Origin of the sequence: Aporhodopirellula sallentina SM41 (assembly GCF_000346505.1) — a bacterium.
Classification (GTDB): Bacteria; Planctomycetota; Planctomycetia; order Pirellulales; family Pirellulaceae; genus Rhodopirellula; species Rhodopirellula sallentina.
The window spans coordinates 1-18,067 of sequence record NZ_ANOH01000472.1 but is presented as its reverse complement, the minus strand read 5'-3'; the positions used below and the strand labels follow the sequence as shown (position 1 = coordinate 18,067).

Annotated in this window: 15 protein-coding genes and 1 tRNA gene; 13 read left to right on the top strand and 3 right to left on the bottom strand. The window is 56.0% G+C overall.

From position 1 onward, the window contains the following. Positions 1 to 662, bottom strand: a 662-nt coding sequence (locus tag RSSM_RS30565) for a hypothetical protein (RefSeq protein ID WP_008689118.1), incomplete at its 3' end; no start/stop codon positions are given. A gap of 591 nt (positions 663 to 1,253) precedes the next feature. Between RSSM_RS30565 and RSSM_RS30555 the strand changes: the two genes are divergently transcribed. From RSSM_RS30555 to RSSM_RS30545, 3 genes are all read left to right on the top strand, one after another. Then, on the top strand, positions 1,254 to 3,107 hold the full coding sequence (locus RSSM_RS30555) for a TolC family protein (protein ID WP_236621504.1): 1,854 nt from the start codon (positions 1,254 to 1,256) through the stop codon (positions 3,105 to 3,107). Positions 3,108 to 3,219: 112 nt separating this feature from the next. After that, a tRNA-Leu gene (locus RSSM_RS30550) sits at positions 3,220 to 3,303 on the top strand. A 590-nt stretch (positions 3,304 to 3,893) separates the two neighbouring features. Then, entirely contained in the window at positions 3,894 to 5,483 is a 1,590-nt protein-coding gene (locus RSSM_RS30545; RefSeq protein ID WP_160168193.1) for an alpha-L-fucosidase, read from the top strand. A 363-nt stretch (positions 5,484 to 5,846) separates the two neighbouring features. On the opposite strand, the gene RSSM_RS30540 is transcribed toward RSSM_RS30545, so the two are convergent. After that, positions 5,847 to 6,362: a hypothetical protein gene (locus RSSM_RS30540; protein WP_144060250.1), complete on the bottom strand. Its 516-nt coding sequence runs from the start codon at positions 6,360 to 6,362 to the stop codon at positions 5,847 to 5,849. 238 nt (positions 6,363 to 6,600) lie between these two features. Further along, positions 6,601 to 7,074, bottom strand: a complete 474-nt coding sequence (locus RSSM_RS30535) for a YbjQ family protein (protein ID WP_044304085.1) — start codon at positions 7,072 to 7,074, stop codon at positions 6,601 to 6,603. A 369-nt stretch (positions 7,075 to 7,443) separates the two neighbouring features. On the opposite strand from RSSM_RS30535, the gene RSSM_RS30530 reads away from it, so the two are divergent. From RSSM_RS30530 to RSSM_RS30485, 10 genes are all read left to right on the top strand, one after another. After that, positions 7,444 to 7,683, top strand: a complete 240-nt coding sequence (locus RSSM_RS30530; protein ID WP_390174079.1) for a hypothetical protein — start codon at positions 7,444 to 7,446, stop codon at positions 7,681 to 7,683. Between the two features lie 334 nt (positions 7,684 to 8,017). Further along, complete coding sequence (locus tag RSSM_RS30525) at positions 8,018 to 8,290, top strand: hypothetical protein (protein WP_144060249.1); 273 nt, start codon at positions 8,018 to 8,020, stop codon at positions 8,288 to 8,290. A gap of 203 nt (positions 8,291 to 8,493) precedes the next feature. Next, a complete protein-coding gene (locus RSSM_RS30520; protein ID WP_008689097.1) occupies positions 8,494 to 10,377 on the top strand; it encodes a sulfatase-like hydrolase/transferase in 1,884 nt (627 codons plus the stop codon). Between the two features lie 197 nt (positions 10,378 to 10,574). Beyond that, entirely contained in the window at positions 10,575 to 11,165 is a 591-nt protein-coding gene (locus RSSM_RS30515) for a DUF1587 domain-containing protein (RefSeq protein WP_236621503.1), read from the top strand. A 26-nt stretch (positions 11,166 to 11,191) separates the two neighbouring features. Further along, on the top strand, positions 11,192 to 12,208 hold the full coding sequence (locus RSSM_RS30510; RefSeq protein ID WP_008689093.1) for a DUF1552 domain-containing protein: 1,017 nt from the start codon (positions 11,192 to 11,194) through the stop codon (positions 12,206 to 12,208). Between the two features lie 353 nt (positions 12,209 to 12,561). Further along, entirely contained in the window at positions 12,562 to 13,533 is a 972-nt protein-coding gene (locus RSSM_RS30505) for an alpha/beta hydrolase (protein WP_008689091.1), read from the top strand. A 32-nt stretch (positions 13,534 to 13,565) separates the two neighbouring features. Beyond that, positions 13,566 to 15,071 carry an alpha-L-fucosidase gene (locus RSSM_RS30500; RefSeq protein WP_236621502.1) on the top strand — a complete coding sequence of 502 codons (1,506 nt, stop codon included), beginning with the start codon at positions 13,566 to 13,568 and terminating at the stop codon, positions 15,069 to 15,071. Positions 15,072 to 15,129: 58 nt separating this feature from the next. Continuing rightward, positions 15,130 to 16,362 (top strand): putative glycoside hydrolase, encoded by a 1,233-nt coding sequence (locus RSSM_RS30495; RefSeq protein WP_144060248.1) that lies wholly within the window; start codon positions 15,130 to 15,132, stop codon positions 16,360 to 16,362. A 108-nt stretch (positions 16,363 to 16,470) separates the two neighbouring features. After that, the gene (locus RSSM_RS30490) at positions 16,471 to 17,517 is read left to right on the top strand and encodes a hypothetical protein (protein WP_144060247.1); all 1,047 of its coding nucleotides are present in this window, start codon (positions 16,471 to 16,473) and stop codon (positions 17,515 to 17,517) included. 85 nt (positions 17,518 to 17,602) lie between these two features. Further along, the coding region (locus RSSM_RS30485; protein WP_008689083.1) for an SHD1 domain-containing protein at positions 17,603 to 18,067 on the top strand (465 nt) is incomplete at its 3' end.

The window sequence follows — 18,067 nt, the reverse complement described above, 5'->3', positions numbered from 1 at the left end:
AACAGACCGACGACGAACGCGAACACGATCACCAACCAAATATCCGACCACTCCGGACGCATCAAATGCGTCAACCGAGTCAGTGGTTTCATCGGTCCCGCCGAAGAACTGTGTCCGCCCGAGATCGACGTTTCCCGCCAATCGAATGCGATGCATCGGATGCGTTGATCTTCCGCGAGCGGCTCGAGTCGGCGTCGCAGCTCTCGCTCGGAAATCATTGTTTCGTCACGATCATCCGACGCCCAAAAATGCGTCCGTGACTTTGAATCTTGATTCAGCAAAAGCCAGCGGGGAAAGTCGCCGCCAGTCGCATGATCTTTCGCATCGTTCTCCGGTGAAACCGAGCTTCGATCCCCGTGGCAGAACGCGACCACGTCCGCACCATCGCCAATCAAGCGAACGATCTGATCGATCGAACAGTCCAGCACGGCGGGACGGAGCTGCAGAGCCGCCGCGGCGTCGGTAAAGATCTGCCACCAATCTCGCGGCAGGTGTCCTTCGTGACTCTCGAGCGTCAGGTGAAACGTGCGGACAATCGTGGTCCGTTCCATCTTCACACGGTCGCGCACCAAGCGATCCAAAGTCGCCGCACCTTCTCCGGCGAGGCGTCGTTGAGCCGCCGGGGCGACGGCAAATTCGTTTTCGTTGGTAGGACTGACCATCGAGTTGACATTCTCAGAAAGGGCGAATATGCGAAATCCATGTCGTGAATGTCGCACCTAACTTTAGCTGGATCTATCGGAGCGGCAAGTTCATAATCCGATCGAAAGTGCCGCAATTTGCGATTATTCGTCAAAAACACAAATTCCGACAAGCCTTATCACGCCGCAGGGCAGATTTCCGCCGCCGCCCGACGACTCGCACGCCGATCGGTACCGACCGCCCCTGAGAAACACGACCTGAGCACCCGTGCACTACCGATCCGTTCATGCCGTTTGCAGAGATCTATCAGCCCTGCCGGGATCGCCGGCCTGTCCGTCAAAGCTTGCCCGTCTTCCGCACGCGGAACAAGCCGAGCGACGCGAATCGCGAATCAAATAGAAGCCTGCGATATCGAACTTCCTCGACAACTTCAACGTGATTTGAGTCGAAACCAGTCCTGACGGTTGGATCGATCGTTGCCGTCGCGACGGTCGGTGGCATCGCAGCACTCAACCGCATCGCATCGGTTAGACACTCGGTGTCTGTGCAACCTTGTCGGTAAAACCGCCGACACGCAAAACGAACTCAACGCATCTGGTCGCGGAACACACGTGATACGTCAGCCTCAAGCGAAACGCCCCCGCAACGAAATCATGGTGAAGCGATCCGCGCTGATCGCCATGGCCGGGTTAGTGTCGTTCGGATGCGCATCCAAGGACGTCGGCCGAACCGCAGCAACATCGAATTCGATCCCGGTCGCAACCGCCGCGGTCGCCACTTCATCGCGGGAAACAGCCACCAAAGCTCTCTCCGCGAGCGACAACCCACACCCAATTCCTGTCATTCGGCTCGCCTCCGCGAAACAAAACGACAACCCACAAAACTCGCTTATCGAAGCACAATCGGGTGATCTAACGATAACGGAGGTAACAACACCGGAAGTCGGCGGTGCAGAAGTCGGCGGTGCAGAAGACAAAGTAGCGGAAGACGCCGTAGCAGAAGACAACGTTGCGGACGGGGAAGGTCAGGACGCCAACTTAGACGACTCACTCGAGTTCGACGATGATTCGTTCGATTCCGAGCAGATGCCACCACCGCTGCTCGCCGGTGCATCCGACGTCGGATCTGGTTTACCGTTGCAGGATGTTGTTGCATCGGTTCAGAGTTATTTCCCGATGTTGCAAGTCGCGTATTTGGAACGCAACCGAACGTCCGGCGATCAGCTCGCCGCGTGGGGCGAGTTTGACACCAAACTAAAGGCTCGTTCCGAGAGCCAACCGCTCGGCTTTTACGAGAACTACCAAAACGGACTCGGTGTGTACCAACCGTTGTACCGGGGCGGTGAAATCTACAGCGGATACCGGATCGGACGTGGCGTGTTCGAACCGTGGTACCAGGAACGCCAAACGAACGAAGGCGGCGAGTTCAAAGCAGGGTTTCAACTCCCCTTGCTACGTGACAAAAACATCGACGCTCGGCGTGCTGATCTCTGGCGAGCCACTTACGATCGACAAATGGCGGAGCCCGAGATTCGCGACGCTGTGATCCAAACCATACGCGACGCATCGATCGCTTACTGGATTTGGGTCGCGTCCGGTCGACAGGTCAAGATCGGCGAAGCGGCGTTGGAACTCGCCGAACGTCGCAACCGTCAAGTCGCTCGACGTGTCGAAGAGGGCGACCTCGGCGAACCCGTGCTCGCCGACAACCAACGCGCCATCATGCAGCGGAAAGGAAAACTGACCGACCTCCGCCGCAAACGAACCCAAACCGCCGTCAAACTTTCCCTGTTCTTGCGCGACGGCAGTGCCAACCCGAGAATCCCTGCCGAAACTGAATTGCCCGACTTCCCCGAGGTCGTCCCCTACGATCTCGCACAACTCAACGCGGACATCCAGTACGCCGCACAACTACGCCCCGAGCTGACGATTCTCGATACACAAATGCGGAAAGTGCGGGTCGATCTCGCCGAAGCCTGCAACGAAACACTGCCTGTCCTCGACGCGTTTTCGAACGTCTCGCAGGACGTCGGGGAACCGACCAGTTCCAAACGCGACAAATCCGAACTCGAACTCGAAGTCGGCTTCGAATTCGAAATGCCCGTCCAGCGTCGCAAGGGACTCGGCAAGATGCGATCCGCGCGAGCGAAGCTGAACCAGATCGCGGTCAAACGCCAGTACACGATCGAAAAAATCTCGACCGAGGTGCAGACCGCCGTTGCCGCCCTCGACGCCGCCTACCAACGCGTGCAGCAGATCGCCGATTCGGTCGAAATCTCCGAAAAACTCGCCCAAGTCGAACGTAGGAAATTCGAACTCGGCGAGTCCGATCTGCTCGCGGTCTTCCTTCGCGAACAAATCGCCATCGAAGCCGCCTCCGACCTCGTCGCCGCCAAACTCGAATACTTCGCCGCCCGAGCCGACTACACTGCCGCCCTCGCCTACGAATACCCCGTCACATTCTGAATGACTGGAATTTCCCGCCAAAGAAGCCCAGAATTGTTGGCTTTGAGGCACACATCTTTGTTTACCCGGACTTGCAAGAATTCGGCGAGTCCACAATAATCCCGCCTCACCGGCCGAAGTGGCGGAATTGGCAGACGCGCTGGATTCAAAATCCAGTTGGAGCAATCCAGTGAGGGTTCGAGTCCCTCCTTCGGTATCAAGCGAAAACGCCGTAGACAAACATGTCTGCGGCGTTTTTTCGTTGACGATCCGCGACCGTGGGCGCGTGCGAAAATGGCCCTCTTTCTATTGCGCCGATCTTCGCCGGAAAAGAGCCTCACGCGACGGGTTTGCTCGTCTTCGCGAGAGGCAACGCGACAGCGATTCGTCGCTGCGACGTACTGCGGTGAAACGTGATGTTCGTCGATGAAGAACATCACGGCACGCCCGCCTCCCGGATCATCGAGTTCGGTGCGTCTGCGGTCGAAACGACACCCGCTAGAACGTTCGCAAAACCGATGTAGCCGATGTCGCCAGACTTCGGGGAACTGAGTTCAGGCGAGTGCAACTACGGGGATCGGAGGCGTCAGATTGCAAGACGCTTGAGTTCGCCCTACCAGGCCGGTTGGCTTGGAAAGGGAACACCCACTCGGTTTTCCTTCCTTGTTTTGCCAGTCCGAATCATGGATGAGCTAAGCCATGCTTCTTCTATAGACGACCACCGTTTCGCCTTTCCATTTGCACGACTCGGCGGTGCGTTCTAACATGCCGCTTCCACCAACTCAGCCCACCCTCTACGAGTCAAGCATGTTACGTCTATACAGCAACCCGTTGTTTGCCTTCGCCGTTGCAGCCATGTTGCTGTGTTTCGCCCGAGTGTCTGCGGAGGACAACACGGTCTCTTCTTTGCAAGCGGCCCCTTCGGTCCAACGCTACCAAGACAACTGGGATTCGTTCGGTGATTATCGAACACCCGAGTGGTATCAGGACGCCAAATTCGGGATCTGGCCGCACTGGGGAATTTATTCGGTGCCCGCCTTTCGTGGCGAGGGGACGTTCCCCGGTGAATGGTATGGTCGTGGCATGCATGGGGTAAAGAAGGGCCCGGAAACTCGGCCGAAAAAAAATGACGATGCAATCATCAACGACTTCTACGACGAGCGAGGAATCGGGCAGGCCGAGCATCATCAAAAGGTGTACGGCGGAGTCGAGAAGTTCGGCTATCACGAGTTTGCTGCCCTATGGAAAGCCGAGAAGTTTGATGCCGATCAATGGGCAGAATTAGCGATCGACTCCGGAGCCAAGTTCTTCTGCATGATGGCTCACCACCACGACAGCTTCTCGCTCTACGATTCCGACCTGACCGAGTATGACTCGGTCAACAAAGGCCCCAAACGGGATCTCTGTCGCGAGATGAAAGAGGCCGTCACCAAACGCGGCTTGAAGTTCGGTCTATCCAACCACATGGCCTGGAATCCGGTCTTCTTTCATTTCTATCACACCAACTACAAACACCTCCCCGACTACGGCCAACACACCGACCTCTATTCGAAAGGACGCAGCGATCAAGCGTTTGTCGATCGATGGTGGGCGCGGACACTCGAAGCCGCCGACAAACTACAACCGGACCTCTACTATTTCGATTGGGGGTGGCACGGCGGACTGTTCAAATCCGGCGGCTATCATCCACGCTTCGCTGCCCACTTCTACAACAACGCGGTTGATCAGGGCAAAGGAACCTATGGCGATCCCGGCGTGGTGATGTGCTGCAAAGACCATGACGATCCGGCGGATAAATTGACCAGAGATATCGAACGTGGGCGGATGGGAAGTATCCAGTCCAACGTTTGGCAAACCGACACGTCCATCAGCGTGCATTCATGGGGTTACGCCGTCGACGACGAGTATCACAGCGTCGACTACCTGATCGAAACCCTCGTCGACGTGGTTAGCAAGAACGGAGTCCTGATGCTGAACTTCGGCCCCAAAGCCGACGGAACGATTCCCGCGGAGTATCGCGATCGGCTGTTGAGCATGGGCGAGTGGCTGAAAACAAACGGCGAAGCGATCTATGCCACGCGTCCGTTCTCGATCTACCGCGATGCCCTCGATCGCCGGGAGATCAAAGTCCGCTACACGCGGAATAAGGCCAACACGGTGCTCTACGCAACCGCATCGGATTGGCCAGGCGAAACACTCACTCTGAAAAGTCTGAACACGTCGCAAGTTGGCGATCTAGAAATCAATTCAGTCCACCTGTTCGGCGTCGATCAAGAACTCCAGTGGGAACAGGATAACGAAGGATTGCAGATCGAAACCCCGCAACAGCCAAACGCTGCCCCGGCATACTCCTTCAAAATCCAGTTCGCCGAAAACGTACCGAGCCCCAAGAAATAGGACCACTCAATTTCTCGCTTGCCCCAACCAGAATGCTCCTCAGATTTTGTGTTCTAGAGGTTGGAAGCACACGTTAATTTGATCCCGCTGGATTCCGTTTCGCGAAAGACTCAGCGGATTTGAGGCAGCACGTTGAAGCAATGCCCCTGAGTAGGCCGGACCGCAACGAAGTGGAGTTCCGGCAAGCACCAATTGTGAGCAGCAATCGTCGCCCGCCACCTGGATTCGCTTGCCTTGACGCCCTCGCACACAATGCTCACCCAGTCTTGAAGAGCCCTTCGCCACGACCATGCGCTCGATGCCATTCGCCCACGTTCCTCGGAAAAGGTGACAACAATCAAAGATTGAGGCGATAGCTGACGATCATTCTGATTCGGTCAGTGAGGTGCCAAGGCTCTGAAGACGATCGGTCAACAGTTGCTGTTGGTTGGCCTCAATCACGGCATCCAACGCGATCAGCTGGGTGATCTCTTGTTGCCTGATCAGCCAGTCGACCAGCGAGTCGGTGAACTTGATCGACATCAAGGTTGCTTTCCCAGCTGGCAGCGCAGCCTCGGTCTTCTTTAACCAACGCAGTAGTTGATCACCATCCATGGGTTGGTGTGGATCGGTTTCGGTGTTGCCGATGATGTAGAGCCCCTTCCACTCTTCGTTTGACCGCGGTCGCTTGGTCGGTTCGCTGAGATTAGACAATTCAATGCCGATACGATCGATGTCACTCGGGCGAATGATGCCCCGCATCGTCTGCAAAGGCCGATCGAGTTCCAACTGACAAGCGTGCAGATTGATAGCCGTTGCAGCCTGGCATTTTGTCGATCCAGTAAGGTAACCGACATGCGAGAATGGCTGACACCAACTCGGTTGAATCTGGGTTAGCATTGGAGGCTTGCTAGGTGGTGATTGTGGAGGTCGTTGCCCGCGTGACACAAAACTTCCATGCTGTGATGTGCGTTTGCTCCCGGTGCCGCGTTTGATTTTCCGGTTGGGACTTCCATCGCATCGTTGATGGACCGTTTGCAGAACGACAATTAACTTCTGCTCGGGACGCTTCCGTTGGCGACGTTTGGAAACGGTTGAATCAACGGACCGGGCACGGTGTGTGGACTCGTAAATTGCGTTATGGCATCGACGATTGCTTCGGTTGGTCGGCCGGCTGTTTGGGCGTCGCAACTACAGCCGTTCCGCTGCAGCAGATCATGAGCATTGAGTTTCCGAGCGATGAGTAGTCCATCTGCATTCCGACGATCGCGTTTCCTCCTAGCGATTTCGCTTGCCGTGCCATTTCGGCAATTGCGGTCGATCGACCGCGAGCAAGAACGGACTCGTATTGGTGCGAACGACCGCCCGTAATGTCGGTCAACGCGGCAAGGAAGTCACGCATCATGTTCGCACCATAAATCGTTTCCCCGAACACCGGACCAACGTATCGGTCGATATTGTGCGTGTGCAGCGACGGTGTTGTGCTGATGGGAATGTCGCTCGTCGACAACTCGCTACCTGGTTGACTACCCGGCCGAGGAGCTCTGCAGGTCCAGCAAATGTTGAATCCCAGATCGGTCTCACCACCACATTGAGGACATTTCCAAGGCATGTTTGACGTCGGCTTGAGGAACGGGGCAACAAAGAAATCTGACGACCAGCATATCTGATCGGCTGCATCGTGGGTGGCACGATGAAGAAGTGATGATCGCCCCCGAACAAGACTACTAAATTTGCAGCAAACCGACAGGTCGATACAAAATCTCGGTCTCTTTGCAACGCGATCAGGAACATACCGACACCCGGTAAATACGGGATGCGCAGGAGCCCCCGCAACAGCTAAGATGTTTCCGCAGCCGCCGTGCAGGCCCGTGCCGGCCTTGCGAAGCTATTGCTTCATGTTCTCTTTGCCACCGCCGCACCGCCATTCGCTGAACATTTTGGAACCCGCACGATGACGTTGAAGTTAAAGAGAGCTCCAATGACACACTTACCAAACATCATCTTCGCACTGTTGATCGGCTCCTTCGCATCCGCTGATGCCGCCCCGCCGGAAGCAGCATCGGTCGCCGCAAAGCAGACCACCCAAGATTGGACTTTCGAGCCCGATCCGACGCTGCCGAATGTGTTGATTTTCGGAGACGCGATCTCGATCGGCTACACGTTGCAGGTGCGTGAGCATTTACAAGGGAAGGCGAACGTGTTTCGTCCCATGCGTTAGCCAAGCAAGTTGTAAACGTGATCACCAACGCACTCGAAGCCCGCAAGCAATAGTCGTCAATGCCCCGAAATCGAATTGAGTCACTTGGTTTGCAGCTCGTCGCCTCTCCTGTAAGGCCGGTTCCCACCGAACACGACCGCGCACTGAACGGTTACAAACATGACAACCACCGTTCATGACCGTGTGATTGCGGCGTGGGCACATTTCGGCCGAATGCGGTGATGCCTACTTCGGCATCTCAAACTCCCAACATGTGGACGCGATTGAATCGATTCAGTTTTCTGTGGAGAACGTGGTCATCAATTCAGATTCAGTTTTAAATTCAGATCACAGTGTGACGGTTCAGTTCATCGGGTTTGACGGTGTGTTCGACGCCGACGACGCGTATGTACTCGTAGTCGGCAACAGTGGACTGCGATCCCGAGTCACTACCGATGACGCGGATTTCAAGTTCCCTCCAACGACGGTGCTCACTCTATCTTGTCCCAAAGGAAAGTTCCGCGTGCGTGACTTGACCGGCTCCTTTGCAATATCGCTTTGTGAAAACATCAGCTCGAACCGAACCTGGGAAGCCGCCGAAATCCTCCACGGACTGCGTGAAAAATAATTGATCGGTTGCAGAGAGCGGACATTGCCCATGCAACCGAGCTCGGTGTGAATCATAGTATTCCACGGGAACGTTTTGTATCCGCGAGAATATCCTGCGAAACAAAGCCCTCGTAAAGTTTGCACGGTCGCGTCTTTGTCCCGTACGCTATGACCTCCAAACACTGTATCGACACCTGCGTTCTGCCCCCAAGGAACACGACGATGACGAAGATCTGGATGATCACCCTTGCTTTGTGCCTCGCTGCCGTTTCTGCCGAGGCCGCCGACAAGCCCAACATTCTCTGGCTTTCTTGCGAGGACATCAGCGCCCACATCGGCTGCTTCGGCGACCCGCACGCGATCACGCCCAACATCGACCAACTGGCGAGCGAAGGGGTTTGCTATACGCGCACCTTCACTACCGCGGGTGTCTGTGCTCCATGCCGCAGCGGCATCATCACCGGTATGTATCAGACCACGCTGGGCACGCATCACATGCGCTGCACGGCCACACTGCCACCCAACGTCAAGCCGTTCCCTATGCTACTTCGAAAGGCTGGCTACTATTGCACCAATGCCTCGAAGCAGGACTATCAGTTCAAAACACCTAAGGGCACCTGGGACGATTCCAGCAAAAAGGCCCACTGGCGCAACCGCGAAGACAAATCGCAACCCTTCTTTGCGGTGTTCAACTACGGCGGATGCCACGAGTCGGGCATCGCGTCCGAGGAAAAATACAAAACGGTCACGAAGAACCTGAAGCCCGAGCAGCGGCAGGATCCGACGAAGCTGGACCTGCCTCCCTACTACCCCGACACGCCGGTAGCTCGCGAAGACTGGAAACGTAACTACGAGCTGATCACGGCCATGGACGCCTGGGCCGGCAACCTGATCCAGCAGCTCAAGGACGATGGACTCTACGAGAACACGATCATCCTCTTCTGGTCGGACCACGGCGTGGGCCTGCCCCGCGCCAAACGTTGGCTCTACAACTCGGGCACGCACATCCCGTTGGTGGTTCGGATTCCTGAGAAGTACCGAATGGATGGCCAAGGCACGCCAGGCATGGAAACCGACGAGCTGGTCAGCTCGATCGACTTCGGGCCCACCGCGCTGAACCTCGCGGGTATTGAAATCCCCGAGCACGTCCAGGGCCGGGCCTTCCTAGGCGAGAACCTGCCCCAACCCCGCGACTATGTCTACGGCGGCCGCGATCGAATGGACGAACGCTACGACATCATTCGAATGGTCCGGGACAAGCAGTACCTCTACATCCGAAACTATGAGCCGCTGAAGACCTACTACCAGTACATGAATTCACCCGAGAAGGGCGCCACCATGAAGGAACTGCGCCGCCTCCACGAGGCGGGCGAACTGTCGCCCGAAGCGGAACGCTACTTCGCGAAGTCCAAGCCGGTGGAAGAGCTCTACGATTACGTCGCCGACCCACACAATCTTAAGAACCTCGCGTCCGACCCGTCCCACGCCGAAACCCTCAAACGCATGCGGGCCGCCCACCTGGCCTGGGTGCGAGAGTCCAAGGACGTGGGCCTGATTCCTGAGCCGATCATCGCTGAACGCGTCGAAGAACTCGGTAGCGAGTACGCGATTCTCCGCCAGCGTGACGCGGCCGCCTACAACCAGAAGCTCGGCGCCACCGCGGTCGCCGCTTCGGACGGTCCATCGGCCCTGCCGCAACTTCTCGAGGCCACGAAAGACGCCGACAGCGCCATCCGGTGGTGGGGCATCACCGGCATTGGCAACGTCGGCGCCGAGGCCAAGTCCCACGCGACAGTGGCCCGAACGATGCTGAACGATGAGTCTTCGGCGGTGCGAACCGCAGCCGCCCGGGCCCTGTGCCGCATGGGCGAGCCCAACGATGCGCTGCCCGTCCTGATCCATGAGCTGACCACGGGTGCCCAGTGGGAGCGTCTGCACGCGGCGATCGTCCTCGATGAAATCGACGAGATGGCTAAGCCCGTCGCCGAACAGATGAAGGAAGGTCTGAAATATCAGAAGGGCTTCAACTCGGACGGGAAATACCGGGTGCGTGTCACGAATCGAGCGCTCAACGAACTGAACGGGACGAACAACAAGGTCAACTGATTCGGCTTCCCCTGGTAACCGCCCGACGCGAGATTCGCCAACAACAACGCCTGATACTTATTGATATGAAGACCTTCATTTTGTCTCGCTTGGTAATGTTAGTTTTCTGGCAAAGGGCTGCAGAAACACTGGCTTCAACAACCTTGGCGGCAGTATCCTTGGCAGCAGTCGCACAGGCAGCCGACAAGCCGTCGGTCATGCCTGTCCGTCACGCGAAAACGCTCAGCAAGTACTGCTTCGACTGCCATGACTCGGACACGCGGGAAGGGCGAGTGGATCTTGAAGACCTTCCCTTTGATCTTGGTTCGGAAATTCAGGTTGCCCAGCGCTGGCAAGAAGTTCTCGGCGCCCTCAACGCGGGGGACATGCCGCCCAAGGATAGTCCGCGACTAAGCGTTGACGAGAAGACCGAACTCCTGGCCGACCTCTCCGAAAAGTTGGTCGTTGCCCGGCAGATTCATGGTGACGGTGGCGGCGTCATCAAAATGCGACGGCTGAATCAACGGGAATACGCCAACACAATCAACGATCTGCTCGGTGTCCGACCAAACGTCGATGGGTTACCCAATGACAGGGCTGGCATCGGCTTTGATACCGCTGGCGCATCCTTGTACTTTTCCAGCAGTCAGTTCGAACAGTATCTCGCGGTTGGACGCGCCGCTCTCCAACAGGCTCTTGCGAAGGAGGAGGCGAGTCCAAAGCAAATAGGTAGAGTCTCATATTCAAGAATCCATTCAGTCGCAACTCATTCAGTCGGCGTCAATTTCTCACCAGTAGTCGAGCCTTGATCGCACTGCCCTCTCTTGAGTCCTTCATGTACGGACCAGCCGCCGCCGCAGCCGTTGCTCCCGAACCAGCCAAGCGAATGGTTTTCCGGGGGATGGGTTTCGGCGTCACTCAAAGCACGTGGTTCCCGGATGTGAACACAGTAGGAACGGACTACACCCTGCCTGAAGGATTGAAACCGCTCGCTCGGCACAAAGACGACTTCACGGTCATTCAAAATCTCTACCACCAGTATTCGCGAAGCGGCCATTCGGGAAGCACTTTCTGGCTGACCGGGGCCAATCAATTCGCTGTACCGGGAAAAAGTTTTCATAACACGGTTTCCATGGACCAAGTTGCTGCGACAAAGATTGGATTGAAAACTCGCTTTTCCTCTCTTCAGCTTTCCGGCAAGAAACTCGAAGGAGCCGGCTCGGGTCATGGCCCGGGACTTTCGCTGGCGTGGGATCACAGCGGCAAACCGATGCCTGCCTACGAAACGCCCAACGCTACCTTTCACAAACTGTTTTCCAACGACAACGCACCGTTGGAAGAACAGCGTGCACGCATGGCGGAAAATCGCAGCGTACTCGATACCGTTCTCGCCGATGCCCGCGCCGTTCGGCGCAGGACGAATCAATCCGATCACGAAAAGCTGGATGAATACCTCGAATCGATTCGCGATATCGAAACACGTATCGCCAAAGAAGAAAACTGGCTAGGCGCACCCCGCCCCCGACCTGATAAAGCCCTCAAGGAACCAGGGGGGGCGTTAAGCGGGATTGAAGAAGTTCGAGTGATGTATGACTTGATGGCCGCCGCACTTCAAGTCGATGCCACGCGGGTGATCACCTTTGGCAGTAACCTCAACTCGATGCATACCCTGATCAATTGCCCAACCCTCGTCGCCGGAGGCGGCTCAGGCATCAAGCAAGGTCAGCATCTGGTGATGAATAATCTCAGAACACCACTCTGCAACCTCTGGCTCGGCCTTCTCCGGGGATCAGGCATCAAGGCAGAAGCCTTCGGAGATTCCACCGGGATCATTGATGAGCTATTTGGGTGAATGAATGTCCGTCGCAGAAAGATTGTTGATACCCAGCCATTTGTCGCTCTCTGAGGTTGCATTCATGTGTGATCGCGGTCCGGTGGCTGACGCTACGGGCAAAGGAGATGACGACCGCTGGGCGAGGGCAGAAAGTGAAACCCGGCACCGAAGATGGCGTCTGCTGGGCTGCGAACAGGTGAGGAGGAGAGTCCGAGATATGGCGTCACCTGGACAGAATCAAAGGGCGGAGCCCGACACAATCATTGCGGTGGCGTCGGCCACCGGATCCAGATCTCACCCCACCTACTTATCAAGGCCGGTGCGAACCGGCCCTACAACGAACAAGGAGATTAACGATGACTAAGTTTTTTATGCTGACGAGCATGTTGATGTTACTTTGCTGTAGCGTCGTCGATGCGCAAGAAGCCAACCCGAGCGGCACGAAGGAGCGGGCGCCGCGCAAAGCCAAAAGATATCTGGAAACCGGCGGCGAGCGAAAACTGGAGGTTCTCTACAAGACGACGCCCGAGGGAGATTTGCATCTCGATCTCTTCTACCCGACCGCGAATCGCACGGCCAAGTGTCCGGTGATTGTTTACACCCACGGCGGTGGCTGGGCGGCGGGTAGCAAGATGGGAGCGGGGAATGCCTCGTTCGCCAAAGTTTTCAAGCAGCTTGTCGAAAAGGGGTTTGCGGTGGCCTCGGTGGAATACCGCCTTTGGAAGAAGGGCGGCAAGGTTTCGATGCGTGATTGTGTGATCGATAGCAAGGACGCCATTCGCTATCTGTCAAAACACAGCAGCGACTTGGGCATCGATCCCATGCGTGTTTATGCGATGGGTGATTCCGCCGGCGGCCAGATCGCACAGATGTTGCTGCTGTCGCCACCGGATAGCCTGCCGGGTGATCCCGATCTCGCGGGAGTTCCCTTCAACATGGTGGCGGGCGTTTCCTGGTACGGGCCCTGCGACTTCGAAAAGACGGACCTGTTCAACCACGACGACCGCCCCGGTTTTCGCGACCGCTTTGGCCCACGCATCTTGAAACCAGACTCAGAACCAGCGGAAAAGCTCGCACTCTATCGCGAGATGAGCCCGATCAACTACCTGACGCCAGACAGCCCGCCGCTGCTGATGATCCAAGGCGATGGGGACACCACCATTCCTGTGAAGCACGCGTACTACATGCAGGATAAGGCAGAGAAGCTAAAAGCGCCGGTGGAAATTTTGATTGTCAAACATGCCGGTCACAACTGGCGGCAAGCGGACGGCAAGACGCCGATTGAACCTTCACGCGATGAGATCATCGAACGAACGGTGAAGTTCTTTGTCGACCATCTGTAACCGTTGCTCACGGCCCCATACGACCATCAATGATGAATAGCAAATCTGCACGTCGACTTCTTGCTTGCCCGTTGCTGACATTGTCGGCGTTTTTCGCGGTGTCTTGGACTGTGACGCTCGCCGACGAAAACTTGGCTGAAGATCCCTTTACCATCGAACAGGGGCAAATCGAAAATCAGGTCACGTCCAAGCCCTGGGTCGGTCGATCGCCGGAAGAGTTGCGTGCGTGGGCAAAGAAGAACTTGCATGTCAAGTTGACGGCGAAGAATGTGATCGATGCCGAGGCGCATCCGCAGTGGGATTGGTTTCGCAAATCGGGGCTGGGATTGTTCCTGCATTGGGGACTGCCGAGTGCGAATCCGGACACGGGCGATGCCTGGGCCGTCATGTGGTCGGAACGGAAGGCCAAGGCGGGGCGATACATGGAACCCGCGACGAAGATGTTCGCGGTCGCTGAGACTTGGAATCCCGAGAAATACGATCCCGACAAGTGGCTGGCTGCGGCCAAGAACGCCGGGTTTGGCTACGCCGTGATGACGGCTCGCCACCACGATGGATATGCCCTGTGGCCCAGCGATCACGGCGATTGGAATACGGGCGACCGGATGGGCGGACGAGATCTGGTGAAGGAATATATCGACGCCTGCCGGAAGAATGACATCCGTGTGGGACTCTACTATTCAGGCCCCAACTGGCACTTCGATTACCAGAACCGAGAGTTTGAGTTTCCATCGACCGTCGAGTTCACCGTCAATTACAAGCATGAGTTCCTGACCGATGGAACCAAGCTAATGCCTCCGATGCAATCAGCAGGTCCCGACGAGATCGAGCAGTCGAAGGGACAAGTGCGGGAACTGATGAGCAACTATGGTCCGATCGATGTCATGTGGTGGGATGGCAATGTCGCGATGTCGGAAGAAGAGTTGCGTCCGATGCAGCCGGATATTTTTGTGGCTCGCGGCAACATCGCTACTCCCGAAGGAGGGCATCAAGGCGCCAGCGAGAAAGTGAAGGTGGTCAACGAGGCCGGTTGGTGGTGGGAGAGTTGCCAAAAGTCCGAGAACTCCTTCACGCCGAATTGGCACTATGGCATCGAGTGCGAAACCAATCATTGGGACACCAACACTCTGCTGACCGAACTGATTCGTTGTCGTTCGCTGGGCGGCAATCTACTGGTAAATGTGCCGCCACGCGGCAACGGTGAGATGATGGAGTGGTTCTACGAAGTATGCGATGAGATGGCGGCGTGGATGCAGCATTCTCGCGAGGCGGTCTATGACGTGGACCTGGCGCCACCGCTCCCGACGCTCGATAGGACACAAAACTTCACTACGGTGAAAGGAGAGACGTGGTATTCGTTGCCCGATCATAGGCGTGTGGTGTTTATACGGGAGGTTAATCGCCCTAAATCCGTGATACTGTTAAGGACGGGAACGCAACTCGATTACGAATACCGCGACCGATCGCTACGCGTGGTCGTTCCCCGATCAATGAAAACGCACCTTCCGGACATGGTGAAAATCACTTTCGGAGGATAGCCGCAGATCAGCTCGTGTGGCGACCGGGCTCGCTATGGAAAGTCAATTGAACACCCTGATGAAGAAACAACTCACCTACTGCGTATTGCCTTTGTTGGCATGTTTAATGGCTGTCGCAGGTTCGCTCGCCAACGCAGAAGATATCCCACGCAACCAAGAACCGCGTGCGCTACGCATCAGCGACGGGGACCGCTTTGAGCCGAAAAGCTACTATCCCAAGTTCAGTTGGGAGGTAACGCCGCAGTACTTCATGTTCGGCGATGGCTCTCGCGTTTTGTTTCCCGAGGAAGTGCGTTCGATTGCGGCGCGAACCAGTTTTATTTGTATCGAAAAATCTCATGGGAGCGGGATGCTGGGGGCTGCGGAATTGGGGGCCAAGCATGAGGCGGCGGCGTTCAAGAAACTCAACCCGGACGCAAAGGTGCTGTTCTACTTCAATTCAGCATACGCGTATCCCTTCACGTCCTACACCAAAGGGTTGGCCACCAACAAAATCGACCAGCATCCTGAACTGAAGCAATTCCTATTGGTCGATCCACAAACAGGTGAGCTTGCTCGTCGCGGCAACGTCTACAAGTTCGATGTGTTGAACCCTGAGTTTCGCGACTGGTGGAGTGACACCGTCGCGAAGGGGGTCGCGGAGTCCGGTTGCGATGGCGCCTTCATCGACCAAATGCACGGGTTTGTTTGGATGCGTCCCGACAAACAGAAAGAAGTGGAACGATCGATGGGTGAGATGATGGCACTTCTAAAAAGCAAAATGGGGACGGACAAGATATTGCTCGGCAACAACGCTCACACCGATGCCGCCCGGCCTGTGTTTCCGGTCGTGGACGCGATCATGTTCGAGCACTACAGCGCCAAACTCTTGACCAAAGAAAAGCTGCTCGAAGATTGGAGAAACATGCGACGCATCGCCAAGGCGGGCAAGATCTCGATCTTTCGTATTGGAGTGGAGCACGAACTTGACGAAGTCGAAAAGGCAAGCGGAAAACGACGACAGTCGAATCGAGACGAAAGGTTGGCCGAAATCGCCAGGGAACGACTCGAGTACTACCACGCCTGTTATCTAATCGGCGCTCAGCCTTATTCATATTTTCAGTACGGGTGGGGATGGAGGTTGTCGTCTGGATCGTTGCAGGAATACCCCGACCTACAGAAACCGCTTGGTGCTCCTACCGGACGCCCTCGGCGAATTGATCCTGAGGGCTGGGAATTCACACGAGAATATGAGCACGCCAGCGTTTGGGTGAACACGGAAACGCAACAGGCAAAGATCACTTGGCGTTGAGCGATACTTCGAATCCGCGTCGTTTTGCGAAAAGCGAACCCAAAATCCCCAGATGAGAATGCAATCATGAGAACCGGTTTGTTGTTGCGACTTTTTTTGATCACGCTTGTGTGTGCTACCTCAGGACGCGTTTCTGCACAGCAGGAAGCGACGCACGCGCGTGCGTTACCCTACCAAGGAACTTGGGGAGTTCGCATTCTTTGCCCCACGGCGTATGACAAAAGCAAGACGCCTGATGCCGATGTGAGCGCCGAGAACTTCGATATCGATTTCTTCATTTCTCAGGTTGATCAGTTGACGTCCATCAATCACGTCATGATCAATATCGGCCGAGGGCATCAGGCCAGTTGGTACTCGTCTCCCTATCCGGAAATGGAAGCCATCATGGGAGAGGATTTGTTTCCGGAGCGAGATTTTTTTGGCGAGATGTTGGATGCACTCAAGTCCAGAGACTTAAAGGTGTTGGTCTATTTCAGCGTGACAGGAATGGATCGCGGCTATCTTTCAGCGAAGCAAATGAAGACGTGGAAGGCACACCTGGCATCGGCCGGACTCACGCACAATGAAGGCGTTGCTCAAATCATGGGGTACTATTCGCGGAAGTTCGGGCCGAAGATTGATGGTTGGTGGATCGACCGCGCGGGATCCCGTTTTACGAATGCCGATCGCGAGCTCTTTGCGACCGCGGTTCGCACGGGGAATCCGAACGCCATGGTTGCGATGCATCGTAAAGTTGGATACCCGATCGTCCAAGGTTCTCCTTATTGTGATTACACCGCAGGTCATCCTGTTCCAATGAAGCAACAGCCACCCTGGTCGATGGCCAACGTTAGGATGGTTGAAAACATTGAGGCGGGGCCGTGGATCAATCAGAACGGAGTGCCCGACACCAGTGACGGAACGGCGTTGGGTGCCATCTTTATGCCGTTTCAAAGACAATGGAGAGACGGGGCTGCCGATTTTCCGACCGAGCAAGCGGTTGCGTGGACGACGCGTGTCATGGACGCCGGCGGTATGTACACATGGGCTGTTTCGCGAAAAGGTCATGGGTTCGCAGCGCCGCAGTTCAAACAACTCTTAGAAATCAACGCGGCGATCGAACGTAGGAACCAAACGAGAGTTCGGAAATCGATTGGTGCGAGCGACCTCCCGTAGCAACGGTCACGTGAAAGCCAACACGCGCGTATTGCGGTCCGCTAGAATCTTATACGGTTCTGTGCTTTTACCTTGAACAAATGAGATGGCCGAAATGCGTTTGCAGCGAAAACAAATTGCCCTCGCTTTCGGCGTGGCAGCATCTCACTTCGCAGTCTTCTTTACCGTTGGCATTTGTGAGGCGGACGAGATCGACGCGGCACGGAAATGGGCCACCGCCGATGGTCGTTTCTCGGTAGTCGCCTCATTGACCGGATCAACCAAACCAGGATCCAAGTCGATCTCTCTGCGTCGCGAGGATACAGGCGTCACGATCCAGGTTCCCGTCGCCGTACTATCGCAATCTGATCAAGAGTATCTGCGGGCACGATTTGCGCGTTCGTCAGACGGCGATTCCAAGGCCGAACACCCCCAAAACGAACTGCAAAGCGTGCGAGCAAGTTTGTCGCCGCAGCTTGAAACGACGAAGCAACTTGGAGATGCGCTGATTGCCGGCCTCTCTCGTCGTTCCGCGTCATTGTTTAAGAAATGCTTTGCAACAGCGGAGGAC